Annotated in this window: 15 protein-coding genes; all 15 read right to left on the reverse strand. The window is 60.0% G+C overall.

Features of this window, described 5'->3' with window-relative positions:
* Position 1: 1 nt before the first annotated feature.
* The gene (locus NKH73_RS02070) at positions 2 to 727 is read right to left on the reverse strand and encodes a hypothetical protein (RefSeq protein ID WP_352927329.1); all 726 of its coding nucleotides are present in this window, start codon (positions 725 to 727) and stop codon (positions 2 to 4) included.
* On the reverse strand, positions 717 to 3,767 hold the full coding sequence (gene dpdH, locus NKH73_RS02075) for a protein DpdH (protein WP_352927332.1): 3,051 nt from the start codon (positions 3,765 to 3,767) through the stop codon (positions 717 to 719). The genes NKH73_RS02070 and dpdH overlap by 11 nt, the downstream gene beginning before the upstream one ends.
* Positions 3,764 to 4,636 carry a protein DpdG gene (dpdG, locus tag NKH73_RS02080; protein ID WP_352927335.1) on the reverse strand — a complete coding sequence of 291 codons (873 nt, stop codon included), beginning with the start codon at positions 4,634 to 4,636 and terminating at the stop codon, positions 3,764 to 3,766. Before dpdG ends, dpdH begins: the two co-directional genes overlap by 4 nt.
* Positions 4,633 to 7,140 carry a protein DpdF gene (gene dpdF / locus NKH73_RS02085; RefSeq protein ID WP_352927337.1) on the reverse strand — a complete coding sequence of 836 codons (2,508 nt, stop codon included), beginning with the start codon at positions 7,138 to 7,140 and terminating at the stop codon, positions 4,633 to 4,635. The genes dpdG and dpdF overlap by 4 nt, the downstream gene beginning before the upstream one ends.
* Positions 7,137 to 10,184: a protein DpdE gene (dpdE, locus tag NKH73_RS02090; RefSeq protein WP_352927340.1), complete on the reverse strand. Its 3,048-nt coding sequence runs from the start codon at positions 10,182 to 10,184 to the stop codon at positions 7,137 to 7,139. Before dpdE ends, dpdF begins: the two co-directional genes overlap by 4 nt.
* A 242-nt stretch (positions 10,185 to 10,426) precedes the next feature.
* A complete protein-coding gene (queC, locus tag NKH73_RS02095) occupies positions 10,427 to 11,128 on the reverse strand; it encodes a 7-cyano-7-deazaguanine synthase QueC (protein WP_292254688.1) in 702 nt (233 codons plus the stop codon).
* On the reverse strand, positions 11,125 to 11,496 hold the full coding sequence (locus NKH73_RS02100; RefSeq protein WP_136616166.1) for a 6-pyruvoyl trahydropterin synthase family protein: 372 nt from the start codon (positions 11,494 to 11,496) through the stop codon (positions 11,125 to 11,127). The genes queC and NKH73_RS02100 overlap by 4 nt, the downstream gene beginning before the upstream one ends.
* Positions 11,496 to 12,128: a 7-carboxy-7-deazaguanine synthase gene (gene queE, locus NKH73_RS02105; protein ID WP_352927346.1), complete on the reverse strand. Its 633-nt coding sequence runs from the start codon at positions 12,126 to 12,128 to the stop codon at positions 11,496 to 11,498. Before queE ends, NKH73_RS02100 begins: the two co-directional genes overlap by 1 nt.
* 5 nt (positions 12,129 to 12,133) lie before the next feature.
* Positions 12,134 to 13,222, reverse strand: a complete 1,089-nt coding sequence (gene dbpB / locus NKH73_RS02110; protein WP_352927349.1) for a DGQHR domain-containing protein DpdB — start codon at positions 13,220 to 13,222, stop codon at positions 12,134 to 12,136.
* The gene (gene dpdA / locus NKH73_RS02115; protein ID WP_352927351.1) at positions 13,219 to 14,508 is read right to left on the reverse strand and encodes a tRNA-guanine transglycosylase DpdA; all 1,290 of its coding nucleotides are present in this window, start codon (positions 14,506 to 14,508) and stop codon (positions 13,219 to 13,221) included. The genes dbpB (NKH73_RS02110) and dpdA overlap by 4 nt, the downstream gene beginning before the upstream one ends.
* The gene (gene dbpB / locus NKH73_RS02120) at positions 14,508 to 15,647 is read right to left on the reverse strand and encodes a DGQHR domain-containing protein DpdB (RefSeq protein ID WP_352927354.1); all 1,140 of its coding nucleotides are present in this window, start codon (positions 15,645 to 15,647) and stop codon (positions 14,508 to 14,510) included. The genes dpdA and dbpB (NKH73_RS02120) overlap by 1 nt, the downstream gene beginning before the upstream one ends.
* A complete protein-coding gene (locus tag NKH73_RS02125; protein WP_352927357.1) occupies positions 15,644 to 16,609 on the reverse strand; it encodes a hypothetical protein in 966 nt (321 codons plus the stop codon). The genes dbpB (NKH73_RS02120) and NKH73_RS02125 overlap by 4 nt, the downstream gene beginning before the upstream one ends.
* A 435-nt stretch (positions 16,610 to 17,044) precedes the next feature.
* Positions 17,045 to 17,425 carry a hypothetical protein gene (locus NKH73_RS02130; protein WP_352927360.1) on the reverse strand — a complete coding sequence of 127 codons (381 nt, stop codon included), beginning with the start codon at positions 17,423 to 17,425 and terminating at the stop codon, positions 17,045 to 17,047.
* Complete coding sequence (locus tag NKH73_RS02135) at positions 17,412 to 19,100, reverse strand: hydantoinase B/oxoprolinase family protein (protein WP_352927363.1); 1,689 nt, start codon at positions 19,098 to 19,100, stop codon at positions 17,412 to 17,414. Before NKH73_RS02135 ends, NKH73_RS02130 begins: the two co-directional genes overlap by 14 nt.
* A gap of 1 nt (position 19,101) precedes the next feature.
* Positions 19,102 to 21,186: a hydantoinase/oxoprolinase family protein gene (locus NKH73_RS02140; RefSeq protein ID WP_352927365.1), complete on the reverse strand. Its 2,085-nt coding sequence runs from the start codon at positions 21,184 to 21,186 to the stop codon at positions 19,102 to 19,104.
* Positions 21,187 to 21,241 lie beyond the last annotated feature (55 nt).

Here is a 21,241-nt window from a genome sequence, read left to right on the forward strand (position 1 = left end):
CTCAGGTGGTCCTTCTGGATACGATGCGGAAGGCATCGCTCAGCTTGCGGTCCTCAAGCCAGGTTGCCACCTCCTCTGTGAAGTCGGAGAGGGCCGCCCCTTGTTGTCCGGCGGCGCGCAGAAAGCGAAGCACTTTCGCAGGCAGACCGTCGCCCGTCATGGTTCCGAGTTCAGCGTCTTTTGCTGAGCGTGCGGCCGTCAACTCCGCGAGTTTGCCGGCCACCTGTTCTGGATCCGGGACGCGACTGCGCAGGATGTTCACACGCTCGGCCACGGTTCGAATACGCTGGACGTGGCCGTGATAGTTGGGGATGGCTTCAAGTGCGCGAAGGACGTCTTCGCTTGGAAGATCTGCTTGTTCATCGACTGTCTCCGTCCAAGCAGAGAGCGCTAGGCGGTCGATCTCCTCGGCCACCTTCTTCACAGCCGGCAGGAATTCAAACCGGATACTCTCGTCCGCATTGCCCAAAGCCGCCCGATCTGCGCGGAAGGTCGCCAGGAGTTCCTCTGCGCGACGTCGGAGGCCTGGTAGAGGAAGGTGGGCATGGACAACGACGTTCTGGGCTTTGAGGCCCGCCCGGGATGCACATGCATTCGAAAGCGCCGTCGCAGGGGCCGACAACTGCGCAGCGCGGGTCGCGAAAACCTGCGCTTGATTGCTCGCCGCTTTCAAATCTTGGTGCTCGGCCAACGCAGCTTTCAGGGCAAGAGCGCGATCAAGTAGCATGCTCGACCTCGAACATGCGCAGTTGGTTGCTGATCGCGTCTAGGGACGTTTCGATCCTCTGAATGTCCGTCGCCACGGCCTGCTCTTGGGCCGACTGTTGGTCCGCCTGCTCCCGTAGGATGGTTTCGGATTGATCCAAAAACGCCTGCGTGGCTGCGATCAGTTCTCTCGCGGCAATGACCGCACCACGCCGCCCGCGGGCAAACGCGCAAATCATTCCAACTGCGTCCGGAGCGTCCCGCAGCATGCGCGAAGCTGACACAGCATCATCAAACTGAACGCTGTCGAACCGCCCGAGGGCCTCCTCCAACTTGCCTGCCGATCGACCGGCCAAACCCGTTCCAACTAAGCTCGTCCTAACATCTGCGAGAGTCGTCACAATCGTTAGTTTCTTTGTTTCCGGCCCAAAGGCGGCCTCCACCTCGCTGAGCCAGGACAATCGGTCGGCTTGCTCGACGTTCGCCGCCGGTTCCAACGCCGCTGCAGTCTTCCGGTAGAGATCTGCCGCCTTGCGAAGGAGGTCGAAGTTTATGTCCGAGGGCGGCTTGAGCGTGAGGCGCCATCCCTCAGCCCGCACCCGCTTGAGCGCTGCGATAGGAACAGCGGGATCCACAAGAGTGCCTACTTCGCCACCCTTGCTCCCGGAACAAAAGGCCCGCAGAACCTCAATGAGCCCGGTGCGGCCGGTGTAAAGGGTGCCGTAGACTCGTCGCAAATCATCACTCACGGCCTGAATTTCCTCCGGCCACTCGGCCGTGAAGAGTGCAGCGACGTCCGACGTCAGCTCGGCGTCCGCCTTGATTTTGCCGTTCAATGCCGCAGCGACTGCAAGCAATTCTGCTGCGGCCATCGCATGGGACCAATCGGCCGTAGCAGCAGTCAAATTACGGACTTGGCCAACGACATCATCGCGCCATGTGGACAGACATTGAAGGAAGGCCGCGAGTGCCTGCGATCCGCCTTGAAAATCCCAAGTGCCGTCTCTCTGGGCTCGCAGCAGGCCTTGCAGTGCAAGTGCTGTGCGGTCGAATTCGGCCGCGCTTGCATTCGCGCCCGGAATTTCGACCGAGACCAGGGAGTTTATCGCGGCTGTACTTTGGCGCGTGAAAACGACCGACCGCCGTCGGAATGGGCGAGGGCTGTCGGCGCCACAGAAGGTGCTGCGCTCTAGTCCAAGCCCATCCCAATCGATAGAGTCGGCGATTGCGTCGAACAAGAGCGGTCGCAACTTATCAGCAGCGTTCTTCAGCGTGTCCCCGGTTGCCCACGCTTCGATCTCACGCTCGTCTCGTGTACGCATGTCGGGAGCCGGTTGGTCCTTCTGAGGTCCCGGCTCCTCCGCAGTTTCCCTCTGCTCTTCTCTCTCTGCCGCATCAGGGATTTCAGGAGCGCTGAAGGCGTCCCGAATACCTGGCGGAAGATTCAGAATCGCTCCTGATCCGTCCCAAAGCTCCAACAAAGCGCCAAGACGCCCTTCTTCACCGGGCATTCGCCTTCGGAGCGTATCTCGCGTCGTCGCCGAAAGACCTCGAAACCCCCCCAGTTCGTCCAACAGCGCACTGGGTGGGAAGTGGCCGCTTGCAAGGGATGGCCCGTGATTGTCGAGCACTTTAACCAGCACATTGGTTTGCAGGGCGCGCGGATTGAAAGCCTCCTGCATCCGCTCATCAGCTCGCTCAGTCATGTTCCACAGCGCTGTGGATGTGAAGGGATAGAGGCCATGGCCGATCGTCGTGGCGCCGAAGGCATCATGGCAGGACGACATAAATGAGCACTCCTCGCAGGCGTTTGGAAGCGGGCTCGCCGATCCAAACGAGTCCCATTCCTCTAGGCGCCCTAAACCAAGGCGAACGGCGTTGAGATACGGGCCCGCGAACGCCGCAAGAGAGGAACGATCCATCCGGCCGGACGTCTGCCGGCCAACGGATTTGTCCATATCGACCAAGAAGCTCATTCGCGTATACACGGTCTCGACAACTTGTTCGAAAAAGCCCGTCGTTACCGCAATCGCCCACCGAAGCCGGCAAAGTCTGTTTTCGGAATCCCCCTGTTCGATCATCGCCTGTAGCAGCGCACGATCGAGACCTTGGAGCCTTGCAAAATCCTCGATCAGGAGAACTAGTTCGCGGCCCTCGACGAAGAGTTGCCGGCGCAGATCGGCCATCAGTCCTATCAGGCGGTCGCCAGAGAAACTGAGAGTCCGCATGATTGCCGAATTGAGGCAGTCATTGATGATAGCCACAGCCATCTGCAGGGCTTCTGGCACTCCGTAGAGGTAGTGAAGGGCTTGCTGAGCGAGTTTGGCCGCCTGACCAAAGTCTCGTGGATCGACCGGAAGATCGTCAGCGGTGAACCGACGCCGTTCGTCGACGGGACGGTATGCGGTCGGCGCGGCGAAGACGTGATCGACCAACTCAGAAATGATATTCCCATCCTGCAAGAAATGCTTCTGGCGAAAATAAACATCCTGAAAGAGATACGGAAGTACCTTGATAAGCTCCCGTTCTAGATCGAGGTCGGGCGAAGCGGGCAAGGGTACCTTTTCACCAATTGCGTACGCGATCTCGTTTAAAAGTCTTTCCTTTTGGCCCGCACGTGTCGCGGTCGCATCACCAGTTCTTTCCAGCACCTCCCGAAAGCTGGTCTGCCTTTCGGGGACGAGTTGCTCGATGATCATCTCAATTATCGAACGCAGGCTGGTACCGGCCTTTGGGATCACCAAGACGAGGCGGTCTTCTGACTTCGGAATGTTCAGTTTCAACCAGTGGATCAGGTGGGACTTTCCCGATCCACTACGGCCATATACGGCAAGTCTCGAATAGTTGACCTCCGGTCGAAGGAATTCGCGCAGCAGATCCTCTTGAGACATCCCGGTAAAATGGCTTGGGGCGAGGTCCTGGAACGCTGTTCCCATGGGGGGCGAAACCTGCAATGTACAATCGCTGTGTACAGCGCGGAATGTCGCGGGCGACACTGCTTCGGCCTCGGTGTTAACGACCGCGGTGACACCCGTCGGGCTCCAACAGAGATAATTCTTCACGCGCGCTCGCCCTTATAAATCACCCGACTGAGCCGACGCGGTGCATCTGCGCCGAAATCCATCACCATGGCCTGCGCGTCAGCACGAGCGTCTAGGTGGATCAGACCCAGTTGCTCAAGCCTTATGAGCGCGAAACTCGTGGATTGCGACAGCCGTTGGGGTTGGCGGGCGAACGCGGGACGACAGCGGCCTTCGACTTCGCTGCGGACCCTGCCTTCCTCGAAGACCGGCGACACGCTAGCCAAAGATTGCAGGAAGGTTCCGATCGGCGCCTCCTGCCCCTTGGAGAAGACTCTTGGGAGCAACCGGCGCAGCGCTACGGTGGGATCTGGGACCATGGAGCGCGCCGCCAGGGCCTCTCCAAACCCGAGGTAGCGGCACCAATAGGTAAACGCATTCCAACGATCCTTATTCGTTAGGTCATAGACATCCCCCTCGTCACCTAACTGTTTCTGGATGTCATCCTTCTTAGTGACGCCGAATTGCAGAGGAAGCTTTACTGATTGCATCAGGAACCAAGCTATAGCTCTCGCGAACGCCGCCTCGCCGTCGTCGTCAGGAGCCGAAACTGAAAGCAGAACGGCCTCTAAGGACGCCAGGAATGTGGCTTCTGTAAACTCGCGACGAGACGACAGAGAGGAGGTTAGGCGCAGCTTGTCTCCGTCTTCTTCAATCAGGCGCAAGTCCTTTGCAGCCTTCAGCGTCTGTCGAAAGATGACCGTTGGTTCAGCAACGTTGCGCCAGAGTGGCTTGGGTGAACAAAAGGCCAGCAATCGTTCTGGCGTTTCACCTGAGGTTCGCTCGCTCAGTACGGACACCAAGAGGCGGACCCTGCTCGGCGTCGCTTCCATGCTACCGATGATACTCACGCTCTTAGCCTCGCATGGAAAACGTCATAAGCAAGCGACCGACCCGCGTTAGTGGCTTGAAGCGGTACGCCAGATCGGCTCGGATCTGTAAGCGTGAGAGGTGCTACGACGATCCGCTCCGCCCCGACCCGGCATGGCGCGAGATCGAGCGCTTCCAACTGCGCTCCCTCGGCAAGCAGCACAAGCTCAGGACCCGTCGGAAGTCGGCGCTGAGTTATGCGCTCGACGTGCGCTACAAACACCGGCCGGTCGCGGCAAACATCCTGCGCTTCTTTGGCCAGAAGGGGGATTTTTCCGACGATCACTAGGTTATGTACCCCCTCTGCGACCAAGCTCTCCAGAATTTCACCAAAGCGTCTACGAAACCTAAGGTTTATTGCCTGAGAATCATAGAAGACAAGCAGCCTATTAGCTTGGTCGAGCAGGCTGGCTAGCCGGCCAGAACCGAGGCCTCTTGAAGGCCATGGGGATGCTGGTTCCAGCCGAGGACGTTCGGGCGCCTGCCAGCTCTTGTCTACCCGGCAAAGCCGGCAGCGGCTACAGGAATGCGCTTCTGGACCTGCCTCGTAGAGACGTCGAAACAAGGTTGCGGGACATGCAGCGTCAGTCAGAAACTGATGCATTAGTGAAAGGCTGGTCTGGCTGGCAGCGGCGAGATCGCGACGGACGGGTTCGACGCGATCCACCCAGGCGTCTTCACGCAAATGATCAAACTCAAGAATACGGATCCGTTCATAGGAACCCTTCTTTCCTTCTGGAGGTTCGTCAGAGCCCATCAATTGGATGAGGTTCGAACGCGCCATTAGGGTGAGTACGCGGGCGTTCCAGTCACTGTTTCGCTCGCCGCGCATATCGATGTCATCAGGCTCGTTACTCGGGGCGACGTCCAAGGGGACGACGTATTCATCCACCCCATCTGCCGTGCGGCTTTGCTCAAACATGGATCGCCAGCGCTGCCGCCCGCGGGGCAATCCGATTACGAGTTTCTGGTTGATGTGTTCGGCGATCGCACCGTCCCCGTAGGCGGGCATGACGAGGGACAAACATGTTCGTCCATCACGCCCACCCCGACCCACTTCTTGATAAAAGCGGTCCAGCGTCTCTGGCACGCAGGCGTGCAACACAGACCGAACATGGCGGTAGTCGATCCCAAGCCCAAAGGCGGAGGTCGCTACCACCAAGTCAACTTTCCCTTCACGCCAATCGCCCAGAATCTTCTCGCGCTCTCGGTTTGGGGTCTCGCCATGCACCATCCTAAGGCTACGGAAGCCTGCCGCATGCAGCAGCGTGAACCATGCCTTTGCATCGACCACACGTGTGGCGTACAGAATCGCTGGGCGAGGAACATGGTGCAGGGCTTCGAGGACGCGGGACTGCCGATCAAGATCGGTCGTTGACTGAGCCACCCAGTAATCAGGCTCCGACCGCAGTCGGATCGCTGCGACCTCCGCAAATGGGCTCGCGCCAGCGAACAACGTTTTCAGCATTGCGATCGTTGCCGGTGTCAGGGTGGCCGATAGCAGAATCGTCCTAGCCCTATTTTTCGGCGGAGAGGCGTCGACGAGCTCCTGACGAATTCCACCAAGAGTTTGAAATTCTGTTCGGAAGCCAGTGCCCCATCCATCTACCAGGTGGGCTTCATCGATGACGATGGCGCGAAGCCTGCCACGCTCGGCAGCACGATGCAGCGATCGCCGCAAGGGACCGCAGACCGCTTCCGGCGAGGCGACGCAAAGGCCTTGACTATCCTCATCTATGCGGGCGACTAGGATCGCATTGCTCAAAGCCTCGCCCCCGCGATAGGCAATAGGAGCGACAAAGCCCCTTTCAACTGCGGAATTCTCCTGATCAATGGCCAATGCCACTGTTGGTGTGACGACAAGGACAAGCCCCGGCTCGCGCTGGTCTTGTTGCCCAGTGAAGCCAATTCGCTCAGCCAGCTGAAAGATTAAGCTCTTACCCTCGCCCGTGGCCAAACCCACAGCCAAAGTAGCACCCGGAGGGGTCGAGAGCGCCGCGCGGACGGCTGCGCGTTGCCCCACGCTTTGGTAGGTATCGTGGCCGAGAGCCGCAAGAAACGGATCTCCCTCCGTCCGAGCGTCTTCACCGAAATTCTTTGGCTGCTCGGCCGCCGCATAGCGATCAACCCCCTCGGTCGGCGTAGATCCTAGCCAAGCGGGGCGCCAGGGCGTGAGGTTTATTTGTAGACCTCGCGGCAAAGGATGAGCGCGAAGACCGACGACATTCCAGTCCGTAAAGTCGAGCAGAGGAGATTCTTCTCCTAGGGTGCAACTCGCGGATGGTCCTTCGCGTTGGGCCGTCTCGTGGCTCAGCGCCTGCCGCAGGAGCAGCGCGAGGTCGAGAGGGGAGCGGCCTGCAGGATGCAGCATGGCTCGCCGCAGACGATCAAAGGATGGGTTGTCGGGTGACACCCACGGCTCTTGCGCTTCCCCGCTGAGCAGGCGTCCTAGGGCGGCAAAAGCCCGTGCTCCCCTTAGGGTCATGCCAGCCCAGCCCGTGACGGAGTTCGGCTTGAAAGCACAAAGAAACCGATCGAATCCAGGCGCACCCTAGGAGCACGAACCGCCTCGACAACCGCCCTCGCTTCCGCGATCCCTTGGCTGTCCTGGCGACGGGCCCGGCGCCGAAAATCCTGCTCTGCAAGACGCACTGCCTCAGAGGTTTGGGCCAGATAGTCGGCCTGCTTCCGCAATATAGCGTCGGCGTATTCGCGAATCTCGACACAGGTGGCGGCAAATACAGAGGGCTCAACGATACGGGCAAAAATGTCGGAGCGGCTCGACAGGTTGATGTCGCGCGTCCCGTTTGACGCCTGCTCCCGCACATAGGGGCGTTTGAGGATATCCAGCAAATGCGGTGGGGCTGCCAGCCCTTTCGGATCGAGGTGGAATTGCATCGTCCATGGCGAGAGGAACGACTGTGCTCGGCGGGAAAGTCCGTCCACGTCAGCAGAACGGAATACCTCAAGATCCTTGCTGATTTGGGCCTCGACAACAAAGCAAAGGCGGAAGCCACTCCAGGCGATGTCGCTGCCTTCCAGACTGGGATCGACGCGCCATGTAGCAAACGCTGAACCGCGATCATCCCACCTGAGAGCCCGTTCCATGGCGTCGATAACGCGAGCCCCCGGCCTTAAAAGAGCCGCACCTCGCCGGGAGGCGACACGCCGCCGCCAAGTGAGCGGGCGCTCCCGCTCGAGCCCGAACTCGCGCTCCCACGGTTCCCTAGGCAGAAGGGTCTCTTTCACCCAGTCGTACCGGAACGGATCCGCCTCATTCTCCAGACGCAACCGCTTCAATTGCAATCCCTTCAACAGCCACCCCTCCGCCGCGAGTTCGAGCATCTTCTCATCGGCCTCCGCGTCCTCGATGGCCTCAATCACTTTCCCAGCGTCATCCGCCAGCGCCACCGCATCCAAGGCGTACTGTTCATCTGCAAGCTGCCGCGCTTCCTGCAACCTGTTCCGAACCGGCTCGATCATTTCGCGAAGGCCGGTTGCGCCGCCTTCGAGGAAAGCTTGCGCAATTTCCGTCTCAAGTCCGTCCAGGATAAATTGAACGTCGCTCGTGGACCGCTCGTAGATCCCGAACCCTTTGGTCAATAGTTCCTGCCACGCCGCCCATGGGCTTGCATCGTCATCGCTGGGAAGAAGGATTCTCTGCCGAACCATTGGTTTAGTGCGGCCGAATCGATCCAACCGGCCAATCCGCTGCTCCATTCGGATCACCGAGAAGGGAAGATCCAAATGCAGCAGGGCGTCGGCGAAGTTGAGATTGAGACCTTCCTCTCCGGCGCGATCGCAAATCAGTACCGAGATGTTTGAGTCCGTGCGGAAGCGCGCGATGGCTGCGTCTATGTCGGAATTGGTGGAGGCCTCCGTGAAGGTTAGTGCACTCTCGCCCCGTTCAGCCAAAGCAAAAGCGAACGCGGCCACGGTCTCCGGACGCGACGCGAAGGCGACAATCTTGGGATGGCGTTCGCCTTGGCTGTGCAGGCGCCGGCGCAAGGTCACCAGACTATCCGAAGCTACCGCCGCCGCATTGCGGGTCCCAGGATACCGACCCGCGATGGCCGCCACGGCGGCTGGCAACGTTACGTCAGCAGCAGCCGCGTCCAGATTGAAACCGATAGCCTCCACTTGCTTGAAGAGATGTCTGGCCGCTTCAGCGCGCCCAGCGGCACAGTTGTCGGGATCCAGTTCGGCACCGACGTCCTCCCGCCAGTCTTCGATCGCTGCCAATATGTCAGGCCAGCGAAGGTCTTCGTCTACCTCTTCTAGGACGTGTTCCCGTCGGCCATCCACCAGTTGTCCGCGCGGGCGAAAATAGAGTACCGCATCGCTGCGTCGGGCGCGCACTAGACGTTGGTGCACGCGATACGTGTCAGCCAGATGCTGGCGTAAATCCGCGGTGGCCGCGGTAGCCTCTTCCCCACCCGCCACAATCAAGTCCTTCAGCCCTCCAACAAGTTCGTCCTCAGGGATGCGGCTCCCGATTTCGATGGCCGCGCGCCTTACCATCAGCACCGGGGCGTCATCGGACAGGCTCATGAGCAGCCGCCCAAGATCGCGGCCGATCTGCAGTCGCATCTCCAGCTTGGATACGTCCTCGGGTCCGTAGGTCTCTGGATCGAGGAGGTGAAGAAGGTCGAGGAGTCGCATTGGATCGCCAAGGACAGGGGTCGCTGTCAGAAGGAGCAGCCGCGGCGTGGCGTGGGCTTGGCGGCGCAACGCCCGATTCAGCGCTTCATCCGCCAAGAGGCTGTGAGCTTCATCCACGATCAAGAGGTCTGCGGGCAGCCTGGCCTCATCGAGTTGGCTGAAGGCAAGGTACTCGACGCGTCCGGGGAACTCGCCGAGGCCACAGCGATCCTCTAGTTCAGTTCGCCACTGGCTGACCAGGGGCGATGGTGCGAGCACGCGAATGCATCGATCGGGATCATCGATTAGGCATTGGCGAGCGATAACCCCCGCTTCGATCGTCTTTCCCATACCGACCTCGTCGGCCAACAGATAGCGCTGGACGGAATCGGTGAGCACGCGACGGACGGCTGCAAATTGGTGCGGGACCAGTTCAATTCTGCTGGATAAGAAGGCCGTGAGACCTTTGCTAGCCCCCCTCAAAGCCACCGAACTCTCCAAAGCGGCCCAACGTCGATCATGCAGAAACTGACTCTCGCCGCCACCGCGGGCGAGCACGTCGCTAGGGTCGGCGTGTGGTTCGAACACCCGTACCTGAAGGCGATTTTCCTTGAAGTCACCAAGGTGATTATTCGGAAAGCGAACCGTGTACTCCACCCACGGCATACCGGAGGGATCGTAGTCGACTACCCTGCCGATTGCCCAGCCCTTGGGAGTTTGCACATAGACACGGGTCTGCGGTCCCAAATAGGCGCGGCCTAAATCGGACCTGTCGAAACAGCACTCTTCGATCTCGTCAATGGAGTGGAACAGGGCGACTCGGCACTGTTCTCCCTCGATGGCAAGCAGCCTGCCGGTACCCCGCCGTCCCGGAAGGCTGACAAACATACCAGGCGATAACTTCGAATCCGACACAAAAGCCCCTCGTACCTCACCTAGGCCCACTCCGGGTCCCGGTACAAGCGGGGGAGCCTCGAGCGCGAGAGGCTTAATTGGCTCCGAAAAGGGCGTTCAAGTGAATCAGCAAGTTGATCCAAAGAACGCTGGGGACGTTAAACACTAAGCAACTGGAATGCTACCTTCGCCGGGAAAGATGCACAACATGTTGCCGATGGGAACTGGGAGAACTCTTACGGCGTCTTCCAGCGTGTGAAACCGTTCGCTCGAAGTTCGCAAGCTGGGCAGACTCCGCATCCGCGACCCCATTCGTGGGTTGTCTCGATGTCCCCCTGATAGCAAGTCAAAGTGCGCTCCCGGATCAAATCAACGAGAGCCGCTCCCCCCAGTCGCTCGGCAAGTGCCCATGTCTGTGCCTTGTCTATCCACATGAGCGGCGTCTCAAGAACGAAACGGCGCTCCATGCCAAGGTTGAGTGCGACCTGGAGTGCTTTCACTGTGTCATCACGGCAGTCCGGATAGCCAGAAAAGTCTGTTTCACAAACGCCGGTCACAACATGCTTGAGACCTCGACGGTAGGCGACAGCAGCCGCAAACGTGAGGAAGATAATGTTCCGCCCGGGCACGAACGTGTTCGGCAACCCGGATTCGGTCGTTGCGATTTCAACTTCACGGGTCAAAGCAGTTTCGCTGATCTCGCCCAGCACGGATAGATCCAGCACCCGATCCTCCCCGAGCTTGGCGGCCCATTTCGGAAAATCACGCTCCAAGCCAGCTCGGAAAGCGCCGCGAGCGTCCAACTCGGCGCGATGGCGCTGCCGATAATCAAAACCAATAGTCTCCACGCGCTCGAACCGATCTAGGGCCCAAGCCAGACATGTTGCGGAATCTTGACCGCCCGAAAAGAGTACGAGTGCGGTAGAATCGGACATCATTGAGCGTCCGTGCCATAGAAACTACAAGCCCCGGTGTCGCTATCGCGTCTTACGGTTACGCGCCATAAGTTCGGACAGATTGGCGCAACTTTCCGCCAGATCCACGACGAAAGGTTTTCCATCGTGGCGGGTCCAAGATCATTTATCTCATCTAGGAAACGGTGATCGAGACCGTCGCGAGCCTCTTCGAGGGCTTGATCGAGCAGCCCTAGATCGATGACCATGCCGCTCTCTGGGTCAGGGCGACCGCGAACTACTACTTCTGCGCGGTAGGAATGGCCATGAATCCTACGGCTCGGCTCGACGTCGATGGTGCGGTGAAGTGTGTGCGCTGCATCGAACCGAAACTCCTTGCTGAGTTCGTACATTATCGAATCCCCATGAATTTATGGGTCTGCAGAGACAGACGCCAGTGTGGATGTTGCAGACAATAAGCTATCGCCGCCGCTGTATTTGCCTCGAGTTGGGGGCCGTCGAGTGGCTGCAGGAGGAAGTGGTCAAACGCGAGTTTCTCAAAGGCCTCGGGATCTAGACCGGCTTGCGGAAACACCAGTTTCAGCTCATTCCCCGAAGTTTGCGCCAAGGTTGTCGCCCCCTTGGGGCTAACGGTAATCCAATCAATCTTGTTGGGGGCCGCCAGCGTGCCATTAGTCTCTAAGGCAATTTCGAACCCGCGATCATGGAGTGCCGACACAAGCTCATCCCCCACCTGCAGAAGCGGTTCACCGCCTGTGAGAACGACGAATCGTCTGGACGCTCCACCGCCCCACATATTCTCAATTCCGATTGCCAAAGAAGACGCATCGTTGAACCGTCCACCGCCAATGCCATTGACGCCAACAAAATCGGTGTCACAAAAATTGCAGGCGGCTTTCGCTCGGTCGCGCTCCCGGCCACTCCATAGGTTACAACCCGCAAAACGGCAGAAAACGGCCGGCCGCCCAGTGTGACGACCTTCGCCCTGCAGCGAATAGAACATTTCTTTTACTGCGTAACTCATTGCTTTCAGGCTGCCCTTGCGGATTCGGCCAGGCGCCGCTTGATAACCTGGACTAGGTGAAACGATAGTTGGCGGACATCGGTTGGAACGTTCTGGAGCCCGTTCCAACGTCGGCGCTCGGCTCCGAACTCCCACTCGCCCTCGCTCCAAGCGGTCTTTCCCTTCAGCAGTCGCAAGCCACTGGCGAATTCGTCACGCGTAGAGGCACCTGTAACGCTGTTGAGAAAGTCCATGACATATCCGAGAGCGACAATGCCTGTGCCATGAACCAACCGGGAGGTTTTGGGCGTCTTGCCGGCCCAGTCTTCTGTGAAGACGTGTTGAACTGCATGATAGAACTCGCTCATCATTGTGACGCCATGATCAAGCAAGAGCTTGTCTTCGCCGGCGTAAAGCCGCAGCGCTCCGTCACTCAACGAGTTCATAATAACGCGCTGCAGCACTGTGTCCCGGATGACCCCCTTTGGATTGGTTTGCTGCTTGATTAGTCCCCTCAGCGACGAGCCCTTGCGATAGTTAAGAGCCTCGGTGGCAAGAGCCGCTTGCGACCGGCTCGACATGCGGTGCGGCAGATCTCCTACCTTGGGGAGCAGTTCGTAGACCAAGGCCTTCGGTAGCGGGCGCGTGTTATTCACGAGGATGAACTGCTTTTGCAGTTCCTCCTCGGTCTCGCAGAGAAAACCCGACACGAGCACCTCAAAGTCACGGCTTCGCAGTTCCGAAAGTGCCGTAAAGCGTTGTTGCCCGTCGACGATCCAACCCGGCGGTCCGTTGGACGTATCGATCACTAGTTGGCAGAGTCGACTTTCCGGGTTTGCTGCTGGCTCTAGCCGAGCGTGACCCATGAACGCCACCACGATGGCGTTGGGTAAAATCGAGTTCGGCTTTTCAAGATAATCTCGGATTTCGCGAATATGGCCTGCGATTTGTGGCCTCTGGAAACCCTGGAGCGCCCCGCCGTCATCGCGCCCCGCCCGCTCGATTCGAGCGATGCGCGCCACTTCAGTGGCATTTGCAATAAACGTAAAAACCGTCAGCTTTTGGCTTTGAACCGGCGCGAGCGCGTCAAACCGAAGAATATGGTTGTTGCTCATAGGCTCTCCTGCCGAAATTCGCTGAGGTGGGTGTGAAAGACATGGAGGTTATGGATGCCGCGTCGCTTGTTGCGATTTGACGTACGGAAGATCACAGCCTCCACGCCGCTCTCCCGACAAACTCGGCAGCTACATCGCTCCCAGGGACGGTCCCCAAGGGTGTGGGCGTAGACCTTGCGCTGTCGGTTTGCGGCATCGGCACGACGACTTGGTGACGCCTCATCGTGCCAGTTCAAGGCGGCCCAATACTCCATCACGGCATCAAGGCTTTGGTCCAGGGTCGCGCCTCCCTCGGCATAGGCGCGCACGCCGAGAAGCGCGGCGTCCTCGAGGCGCCTTGCATCTTCCTGGTTGAGGCTGCCTTCGAGCGCTTTATGCTTGAGTTTGTTGTTCTGAGTGGCCTGCGGAATACGAATTGCGGTGTAGTAAGAAAGATCGCCGTCAGGCGTCCGCACCCAGTAATTCTTCCGGGCATCCTTGAAGGCGCGCAAGAGCGGTGACGTCGTGTCGAAACTGGTTACGCGGTATTGCTCCAGTACAGCAAGCTCTTCGATTTTCCCGAATCCGAGAAGATGCAGCCGAACTCGATCAGGGAGAGTCTCACGCAGCGCTTCTAGGACCCGGCGAATCTGGTCGATCCTCAACGGCACAGTGCCGCCGATGGCTAAATAGTCGTATCCCATGCTGGCTAGGCGGCCTGCGGCCTGCGCCATACTCTCAGCCGACCATCCCTGGATTACGCCCATCGGAGTGAAGCCCGAGCCTACGCTTGCGGCGGATTTGTAGAACTCGGTCGCATTCTGAAGAGTGATTTCGTAGCGACGACGCACATCCTCTGGCACGTCCTCCAAGGTTCGCTTCAAACCCGGGTCGTCAAAGTCAAAGATAAGGTGATCGGGCGAACAGCCGTGTGTGAAGCCGCCATCGGCATAGAATTCTGCTGTGTCGTCGGCGCTATAAGGTGGCTCCGAGAGATTCCGGTAGGTGAAGGCGCCGCAGTCGCCCATCATCAGGCTTCCCGGAAATCGATCGAGCGGATAGCGGAGAAAGCGTCGTGCGCCCTCGCGACGAAAGCGCATCAACTGTGCTTCCGAATATTTGCCTGGCTGCCGCGCGTCGCCCACGATGCCGCGGGAAACCAAGATTCCGTCGTACGGTGCATGCTCGAGGAATTCGTGAGGGTACTGGTCGTCGCGATGAACTGATCGGCCGGCGCCATTGCGATCCGCGACGAAGTCATACTCGGGGTCGATCGTATCGACGCTATCTGCGAAAACGAACCGCATCACGCCACCTTGGCGAAGGCGTGCATGTGATCCAGGCGGGCTAAATGCCCCGACAAGAGTTTGATGTCGCGCCCGACATTCTGAATCTCATTCCAATCGCGCTGCAACTCGGCCCACCTGCCGTAGGTCCACCTACAATATGGAGCGACACGCGACAGCGACTCGGTCGCGTGGAGCAGCAGGTCCGTACCAGGAGCAGCACGCGACATCATGCGATCCATCAAAAGACTCATCGCCTCGATGCCGGCTGAGTGCATAAGCCGGCTTTCGGTCGGTGGGCGACCCCACGCCTCGGGAAAGACGTGACGCACGGCCGTCCAGTAGGCCACAAGTATGCGGTACATTGCATCGACGTCGGCGGGACACTCTGCTGTCGCCTTATACGGAGCGAGAGAGCCAAGAGCGCTATTGATGCTGTTGCGGATGGCCTTGATCAACGCCGAGTCAGTAACAACGGCGGTCGTGGAATCTTCAGAGACCCGCTTGATAAGGCCTTGGAATGGAGAATCGGATGAAGTTTGGAGGAGATTGACGAGTTCGCTCGGGATTTTCCGAGACGATAAATCCCGCGGAAAAGCGGTGTCTACCTCTGGAAGCAATTCGTTGATCAGCCGCGGGTCGAGCGGTTTTGCCTTGTTGACCAAGATGAACTGTTCGCGATGGACGGATAACTCCTCCGACACAAAGGCGACGACGGGAACAGGAAAGCTCTTGTTCCGAGCCTGAGATAGGGCAATCGAACGCTGTTGGCCATCGACAATCCAAGCCGCCTTTGGGCCGTCGCTTGGAAGCGGGATGCGCAATGTTCCCGCCTCGCAGGATCTTACGTCGCCGCTGGGCTTTTCGCCCCTAGCCTGGGTAAAACGCGCGTGCGGCGAGAGCGCGAGAATAATCGCGTTCGGGAAGAGCACAGGCCCCTGATCAAGAAACTCCGTGATCGCCTGGACGTGGCTCTTAATGCCTTTGCGCTGAAATCCCTGCAAAGACCCTTCGCCGTCCCGGTGAACGCGGCTAATCTCAGCAAACTTGAGGAGGTCGGCACCAGCAACAAAGAAAGCATAGACCGCTTTGTCGGCCTGTTCGGTGCGGACGGCACGAACAGCGAGCATTGCTTCCTTGGCCTTTCGCGGACGCGTCATGCGACTTCCCTTTGCTCGATGGCGAGGCGGTAAAGACGGCTAAACCGCGCTTGCTCGCATGCAACACCCTCTTCATCGCGAAGTGCGCGGAGGATTCGCGCAATGCCTGATTCCGTCTGAAGGCGCGCCAGAATTAGCTGGACAATTTCCAAGTCATTGCGGCGTGGACGGCGTGGGCGGTCGGGTGCCGCCACTCCTCCGATGGCAGCCTCTACGGCTGCGTAGTCGGCATCTCGGTCGTATGCGTCGCGTTTGGTCGCCACCAAACGAACAAAGTGGAGCAGGGCCCGTTGAGAAAAGTCGGTCCGGGTACCCGGGAAGATAGTGTCCAAACGACTGTCGTAGGGAGCAACCGATGGGTGGAGTGTAGCTGGCAAGGCCGATGCAAGAGATGCGCCGAAGATTCGCAGCCGCGCCAATGTTTGAGGTCCGAGTTCACTCAAGCTCTTGCCTACCATCTCGGCATACGGACGGGTAAGCGCGATGAGCACTCGCTCAGAACCTTGGCCGAACACATCGATCCATTGATCCGAATACGCACCTGACATCAGGCTGGAAAACCAGGCGGCGGCATCGAACTCATTTGATACCCGGGCCGCGACGGATTCAGCCTGCCCTCCGGACACAGTGAGCCCATAGAGTGGGACCTGCCGGTTCGTATCCACTAGGCCCAACCCGGCAGAAAGGACGTAAAGCTTGGCCTCGGCCATCGTTGCGGCTTGGGTCGCGAGTCCAAACCCTCGACCAGCGTAGAGAGCGCCTGCGGAGGCCGCGATTGGCAGTGCCCGCAGCTTCGCGTTCCAGGCAGTTTGAATTACCTCTTGTGAACCCACGGGCAAAGAAACTGCCGTCGCCGCGAGGGGCGCTTGCGCCATTTTTCGACGGGTGCATATAGTGATCACAGCCGCAATCGGCTTGGCGATCGAGTGTTCGAGAGATCGCGCAACTGCTGTCGGATTCATCGATAACTGCGCCTAAAAAAACCGCTTGCGTATCTGTTGTCGTCGCCGAGGGCTACATCTGGTGGGTTTGACAGCTTTCGATACAAGCTGCGGTCCACTGCAAGGTGTGTGTTCAATAGCTACGGCAAACTGACGTCTTTTGCAATCGGGGACCGCAATAAATGCGGGCTCCTACGGAAGCTTTGTGTGAATGACTGCAGTTATTGGGCCCATTGCTCGCCTTCTATCGACCGAGACGCCTCGATTCCGAGGTGCGAATGTCCCCTGCTGCGCTCCATCAGAACGGTTCCCTGGGCCCGCGGGTGTCACAGGCAATTCGCCAGGCCGACGCAAGCACGACGAAATGCAGAAGTCAGTTTGGCCAGCACGCATCTTTGTGCACCCCGGCGGAGACGGAAACGACATGCCCTGCGGCGATCACGGCGCTAAGGAGTGCTAGCTGCTCGGCTTCTCCACCGCGATCAGGGCCGCCAAGCCTTGCAGAGGCAGCTCTTCAGCTTGCAGATATCGTTGGATCAGTTGCTCGTCCTCTGCGCCTTTATAGGCGAGCGGAATGCCTCTGATCTGGGCGGGCATATCCCAATCGAGTGGCCGGTCCTTCGGTGAGAACCATTTGCATCGCCGAACTTCTATCCAGTTTCGGCGAACCGACAGACAGTTTTCGAGGCCGTCGTCTTCGTAGCCGAACTCTACCCCACAGCAGGAACATATGTCGTGACTGGGCTCTCTGCCGTTCTCGCCCCACGGCATATCAGGGGATTGATCGAGGCCGCAGACACGGCATTTGAATTTGTCTTTTGCATCAAGTGCGTTCACCGAACATGTCCCTGGCTTGCTCGGCTGTATAGTACCCTAGCCTGACGTCCTGAGCGACCAGTTCCGGGTCGCGCTGTAAGGGATCGCCATAGCCGCCGCCACCCGGCGTGCCGACGCGCACACGGTCGCCGGCCTTCAGCGCGATGTCCTGCTCCTTGGAGAGATGCGCAGGCACATGTTCCTCGCCGTCGCGGAACACGGTCACCGTGTTGACTGCGCCGTCCTTGCCGCCGAGTGCGCCTTGCGGGCCGAAGCGGCCATGATCCATGACGAAGGAGGCGCGGGCATCGCCGCGCAGGATCTCGACCTCATAGGCGAGGCCAAAGCCGCCGCGATGCTTGCCGGCGCCGCCCGAGCCTTCGCGCAAGGCATAATGCCGGTAGAGCACCGGGAAGGCCTGCTCCATGATCTCGACCGGCGGCGACTTGGAGATGCCGATGGTCGAGCAGCCATTGGTCAGGCCGTCGTGATCGGCATTGCCGCCATAGCCGCCGCCGGAGATCTGGTACATGACGTAGTCGCGGCCGCGGGCCGGATCGTTGCCGCCGAGCGCGAAATTGCCGCTGGAGCCGGCCGGAGCCGCCGTCACCTTGTCCGGCAGCGCCTGCACCATGGCCGCGAACACCGCCTCGGCGATGCGCTGTGAAACCTCGGCCGCGCAGCCCGACACCGGTCGCGGATATTTTGCGTCGAGGAAGGTCCCTTCCGGCCGCTTTACGTGAAGCGGCTCGAAGGCGCCGGCGCTGATCGGCACGTCGGGAAAAATATGGCGCATGGCGAGATAGACCGAGGACAAGGTCGTCGCCAGCACGCTGTTCATCGGCCCGGCGCAAGGCTTTGACGAACCTGAGAAATCGAAGCTCAGCGTGTCGCCCTGTTTCTCCACAGCAAGCGCGATTGTCAGCGGCTCGTTCACCACCCCGTCGGAATCGACGAAGGCCTTGGAGCGGTAGACGTCATCGGGGATGGCCGCGATGTTTGCGCGCATCTGTTCGGCGGCGCGACGGCGCAGCTCGGCGATCGCTTCGACAACCGTTTCGTCACCGTAACGATCCAGGATTCCGTCGAGCCGGTCCTGCCCGATCAGCAGTGCTGCCGCCTGCGCCCTGATATCGCCGATGCGCTGGTCGGCAACCCTGATGTTCGAGCAAATGATGGCGTAGATCTCGCGATCGAGCACGCCCTTCTTGAACAATTTGACCGGCGGTAGCCGCAAGCCTTCCTGCTCGACTGCCGTTGCCGACGCGGAAAAACCGCCCGGCACCGAGCCGCCGATGTCGGGCCAGTGGCCGGTGTTCGACAGCCAGCAGAAGATCTTTCCGTCCCGGTAGACCGGCATGGCGAAGCGCACGTCCATCAGATGGGTGCCGCCGAGATAGGGATCGTTGACGACGTAGATGTCACCGGGCTCCGGCGGCAGGCAGCGACCGTCGGCGATCAACTCGATCACCGTCCTGGTCGAATACTGCATGACGCCGACGAACACCGGCAGGCCCTGGCTACCTTGTGCGATCAGCGATCCGTCGACAGCCGAATAGATGCCGTCGGAGCGGTCGTTGGCCTCGGCAATGACAGGCGAGAAGGCAGCACGTGAAAAGGTCAGGTCCATCTCGTCGCAGACCTGCTGCAGCGCCGCCTGGATGACCGAGAGCGTGATGGCGTCGAGCTTTGCCATCTCAGGCCTCACCGATGTCGATGATGATGTTGCCGTCGGCGTCCGAGCGCGCCCGATCGCCGGGCTCGAGTACCGTGGTGGCATCCATCTGTTCGAGGATCGCCGGGCCTTCGATGATGGCATCGAGCGGCAGTTTTTCCCTGATGTAGACCGGCGTGTCGTGCCACGTACCGGCGTACCACACTGGCCGGATCTCGCGCCGTGCCTCATCGAGCGTCTTGGCGCGGCCAGCCGGGTCGATCAGCCGGGACAGATCGATCGCCGGCCGCACGCCGGTCACAGAGGTGTTGAGGTTGACCAGATTGGCGCGGATTTCCGGCAGCTCGACCTTGAAGCGGGCAAAGTAGGCCTTTTCGAACAGCTGCTGCAGCATTTCACGTGTAACAGAAGAGGCCGGCAGCGGGACGTTGATGATGTGGGTTTGGCCGACGAACTGCATGTCGGCGGAATGGGTGACGCGGATCGTCTCCGGCTTCACCGCTTCCTTGCCGATCAACTCCTCGCCTTCGTTTCGGTGCCGTTCCAATACGGCGTGTAGCTGGGCTTCATCGAGACCCGCCACCGGCTGATTGACCGTGTTGACGAAATCGTGCCTGAGATCGGCGACGACGCAGCCGAGCGCATTGGTGATGCCGGGCCGCGCCGGCACCAGTACTTTTGGCAGGCCGAGTTCGCGTGCCAGTGCCGTCGCATGCAGCGGCCCGGCGCCGCCGAAGGCGAACAGCGCGAAATCGCGCGGGTCGTGGCCGCGCGACACCGAGACCATGCGGATGGCGCCGGCCATCTTCATATTGCCCAGCCGCAGCACGGCGCCCGCCGCCTCGACGCCGGACAGGCCAGTGGGGCGGCCGATCCTGTCCTCAAATATTCGGGTGACGTGTTCTACGGTGACCGGATTTTCGACTGCGAGCAGCTTTTTCGGCGCCAGCCGGCCGAGCACCAGATTGGCATCGGTGATGGTCGGCTCGCCGCCGCCGCGCCCGTAGCAGATCGGGCCGGGAATGGCGCCGGCGCTTTCCGGGCCGATCTGGATCAGGCCCGCCGCATCGACGCGGGCGATCGAGCCACCGCCGGCGCCGACCGTATGCACCGCCACCATCGGTACATGGATCGGCATCGCATATTCGATCTCGATTTCGTTCGACACGGCCGGCTCGGCATTGCGGATCAGCGCCACGTCGGTCGAGGTGCCGCCCATGTCGTAGGTGACCAGGTTTTCGAAGCCGGCGCGTTTTCCCGTATAGGCCGCGGCGATGACGCCGGAGGCGGGACCGGACATGACGGTCTTGGCCGACTCACGTGTGACGAAGCGCGCCGAGATCATGCCGCCATTGCCGTTCATGATCAGGAAGTCGCGGGCGTAACCCTTGGCCGCCAGTTCCTTGCGCAGCCGCTCGACATAGCGTTCGAGGATCGGCTGCACCGAGGCGTTGACCGAGGCGGTGACGCCGCGCTCGAACTCGCGCGCTTCCGACAGCAGCGCGTGGCCCGTCGTGATGTAGCCGTTCGGCCAAAGCTCGGCAGCGATTTCGGCGGCGCGCCGCTCATGCCCCGGATTGGCGTAGGAATGCAGGAAATGGATGACGAGGGATTCACAGCCGGCGGCGATCAACTGCGAAACCGCCGCGCGCATCTCGGCTTCGTCGAGTGGAATGCGCACCGCGCCCGAGGCTTCGACGCGCTCCGATACTTCGAGCCGCAAATTGCGTGGAATGATCGGGGCGAAGCTGCCCGTCATGCCATAGGCTTGCGGCCGTGTCCGCCGGCCAAGCTCGATGACATCGCGAAAGCCGCGCGTGGTGATCATGCCGGTTTTGGCCAGCCGGCGTTCCAGCACCGCGTTGGTGGTGGTCGTCGTGCCATGCACGATGAGGTCGATGCCGTCGATGGGAAAGCCGGTGGCGCCAAGCGCCGAAACGACGCCGAAGGCCTGGTTGTCGATAGTGGTCGGGGTCTTGGCGATATGCACCCGGCCACCGTCTCGGCCGTCGATCAGAAGCAGGTCGGTAAAGGTTCCGCCGACATCGATACCGGCGACGACGCTGCCCAGGGAATCCTGCGCCCGCGCCGAAAAATTCTCTTTCATTGCCGAAACCCGAAATGCCAGGACTGCTTACATGTCTCAGTTTGGAAAGGCGTTT

Origin of the sequence: Mesorhizobium sp. M0938 (assembly GCF_040319125.1) — a bacterium.
Taxonomy (GTDB): Bacteria; Pseudomonadota; Alphaproteobacteria; order Rhizobiales; family Rhizobiaceae; genus Mesorhizobium; species Mesorhizobium robiniae.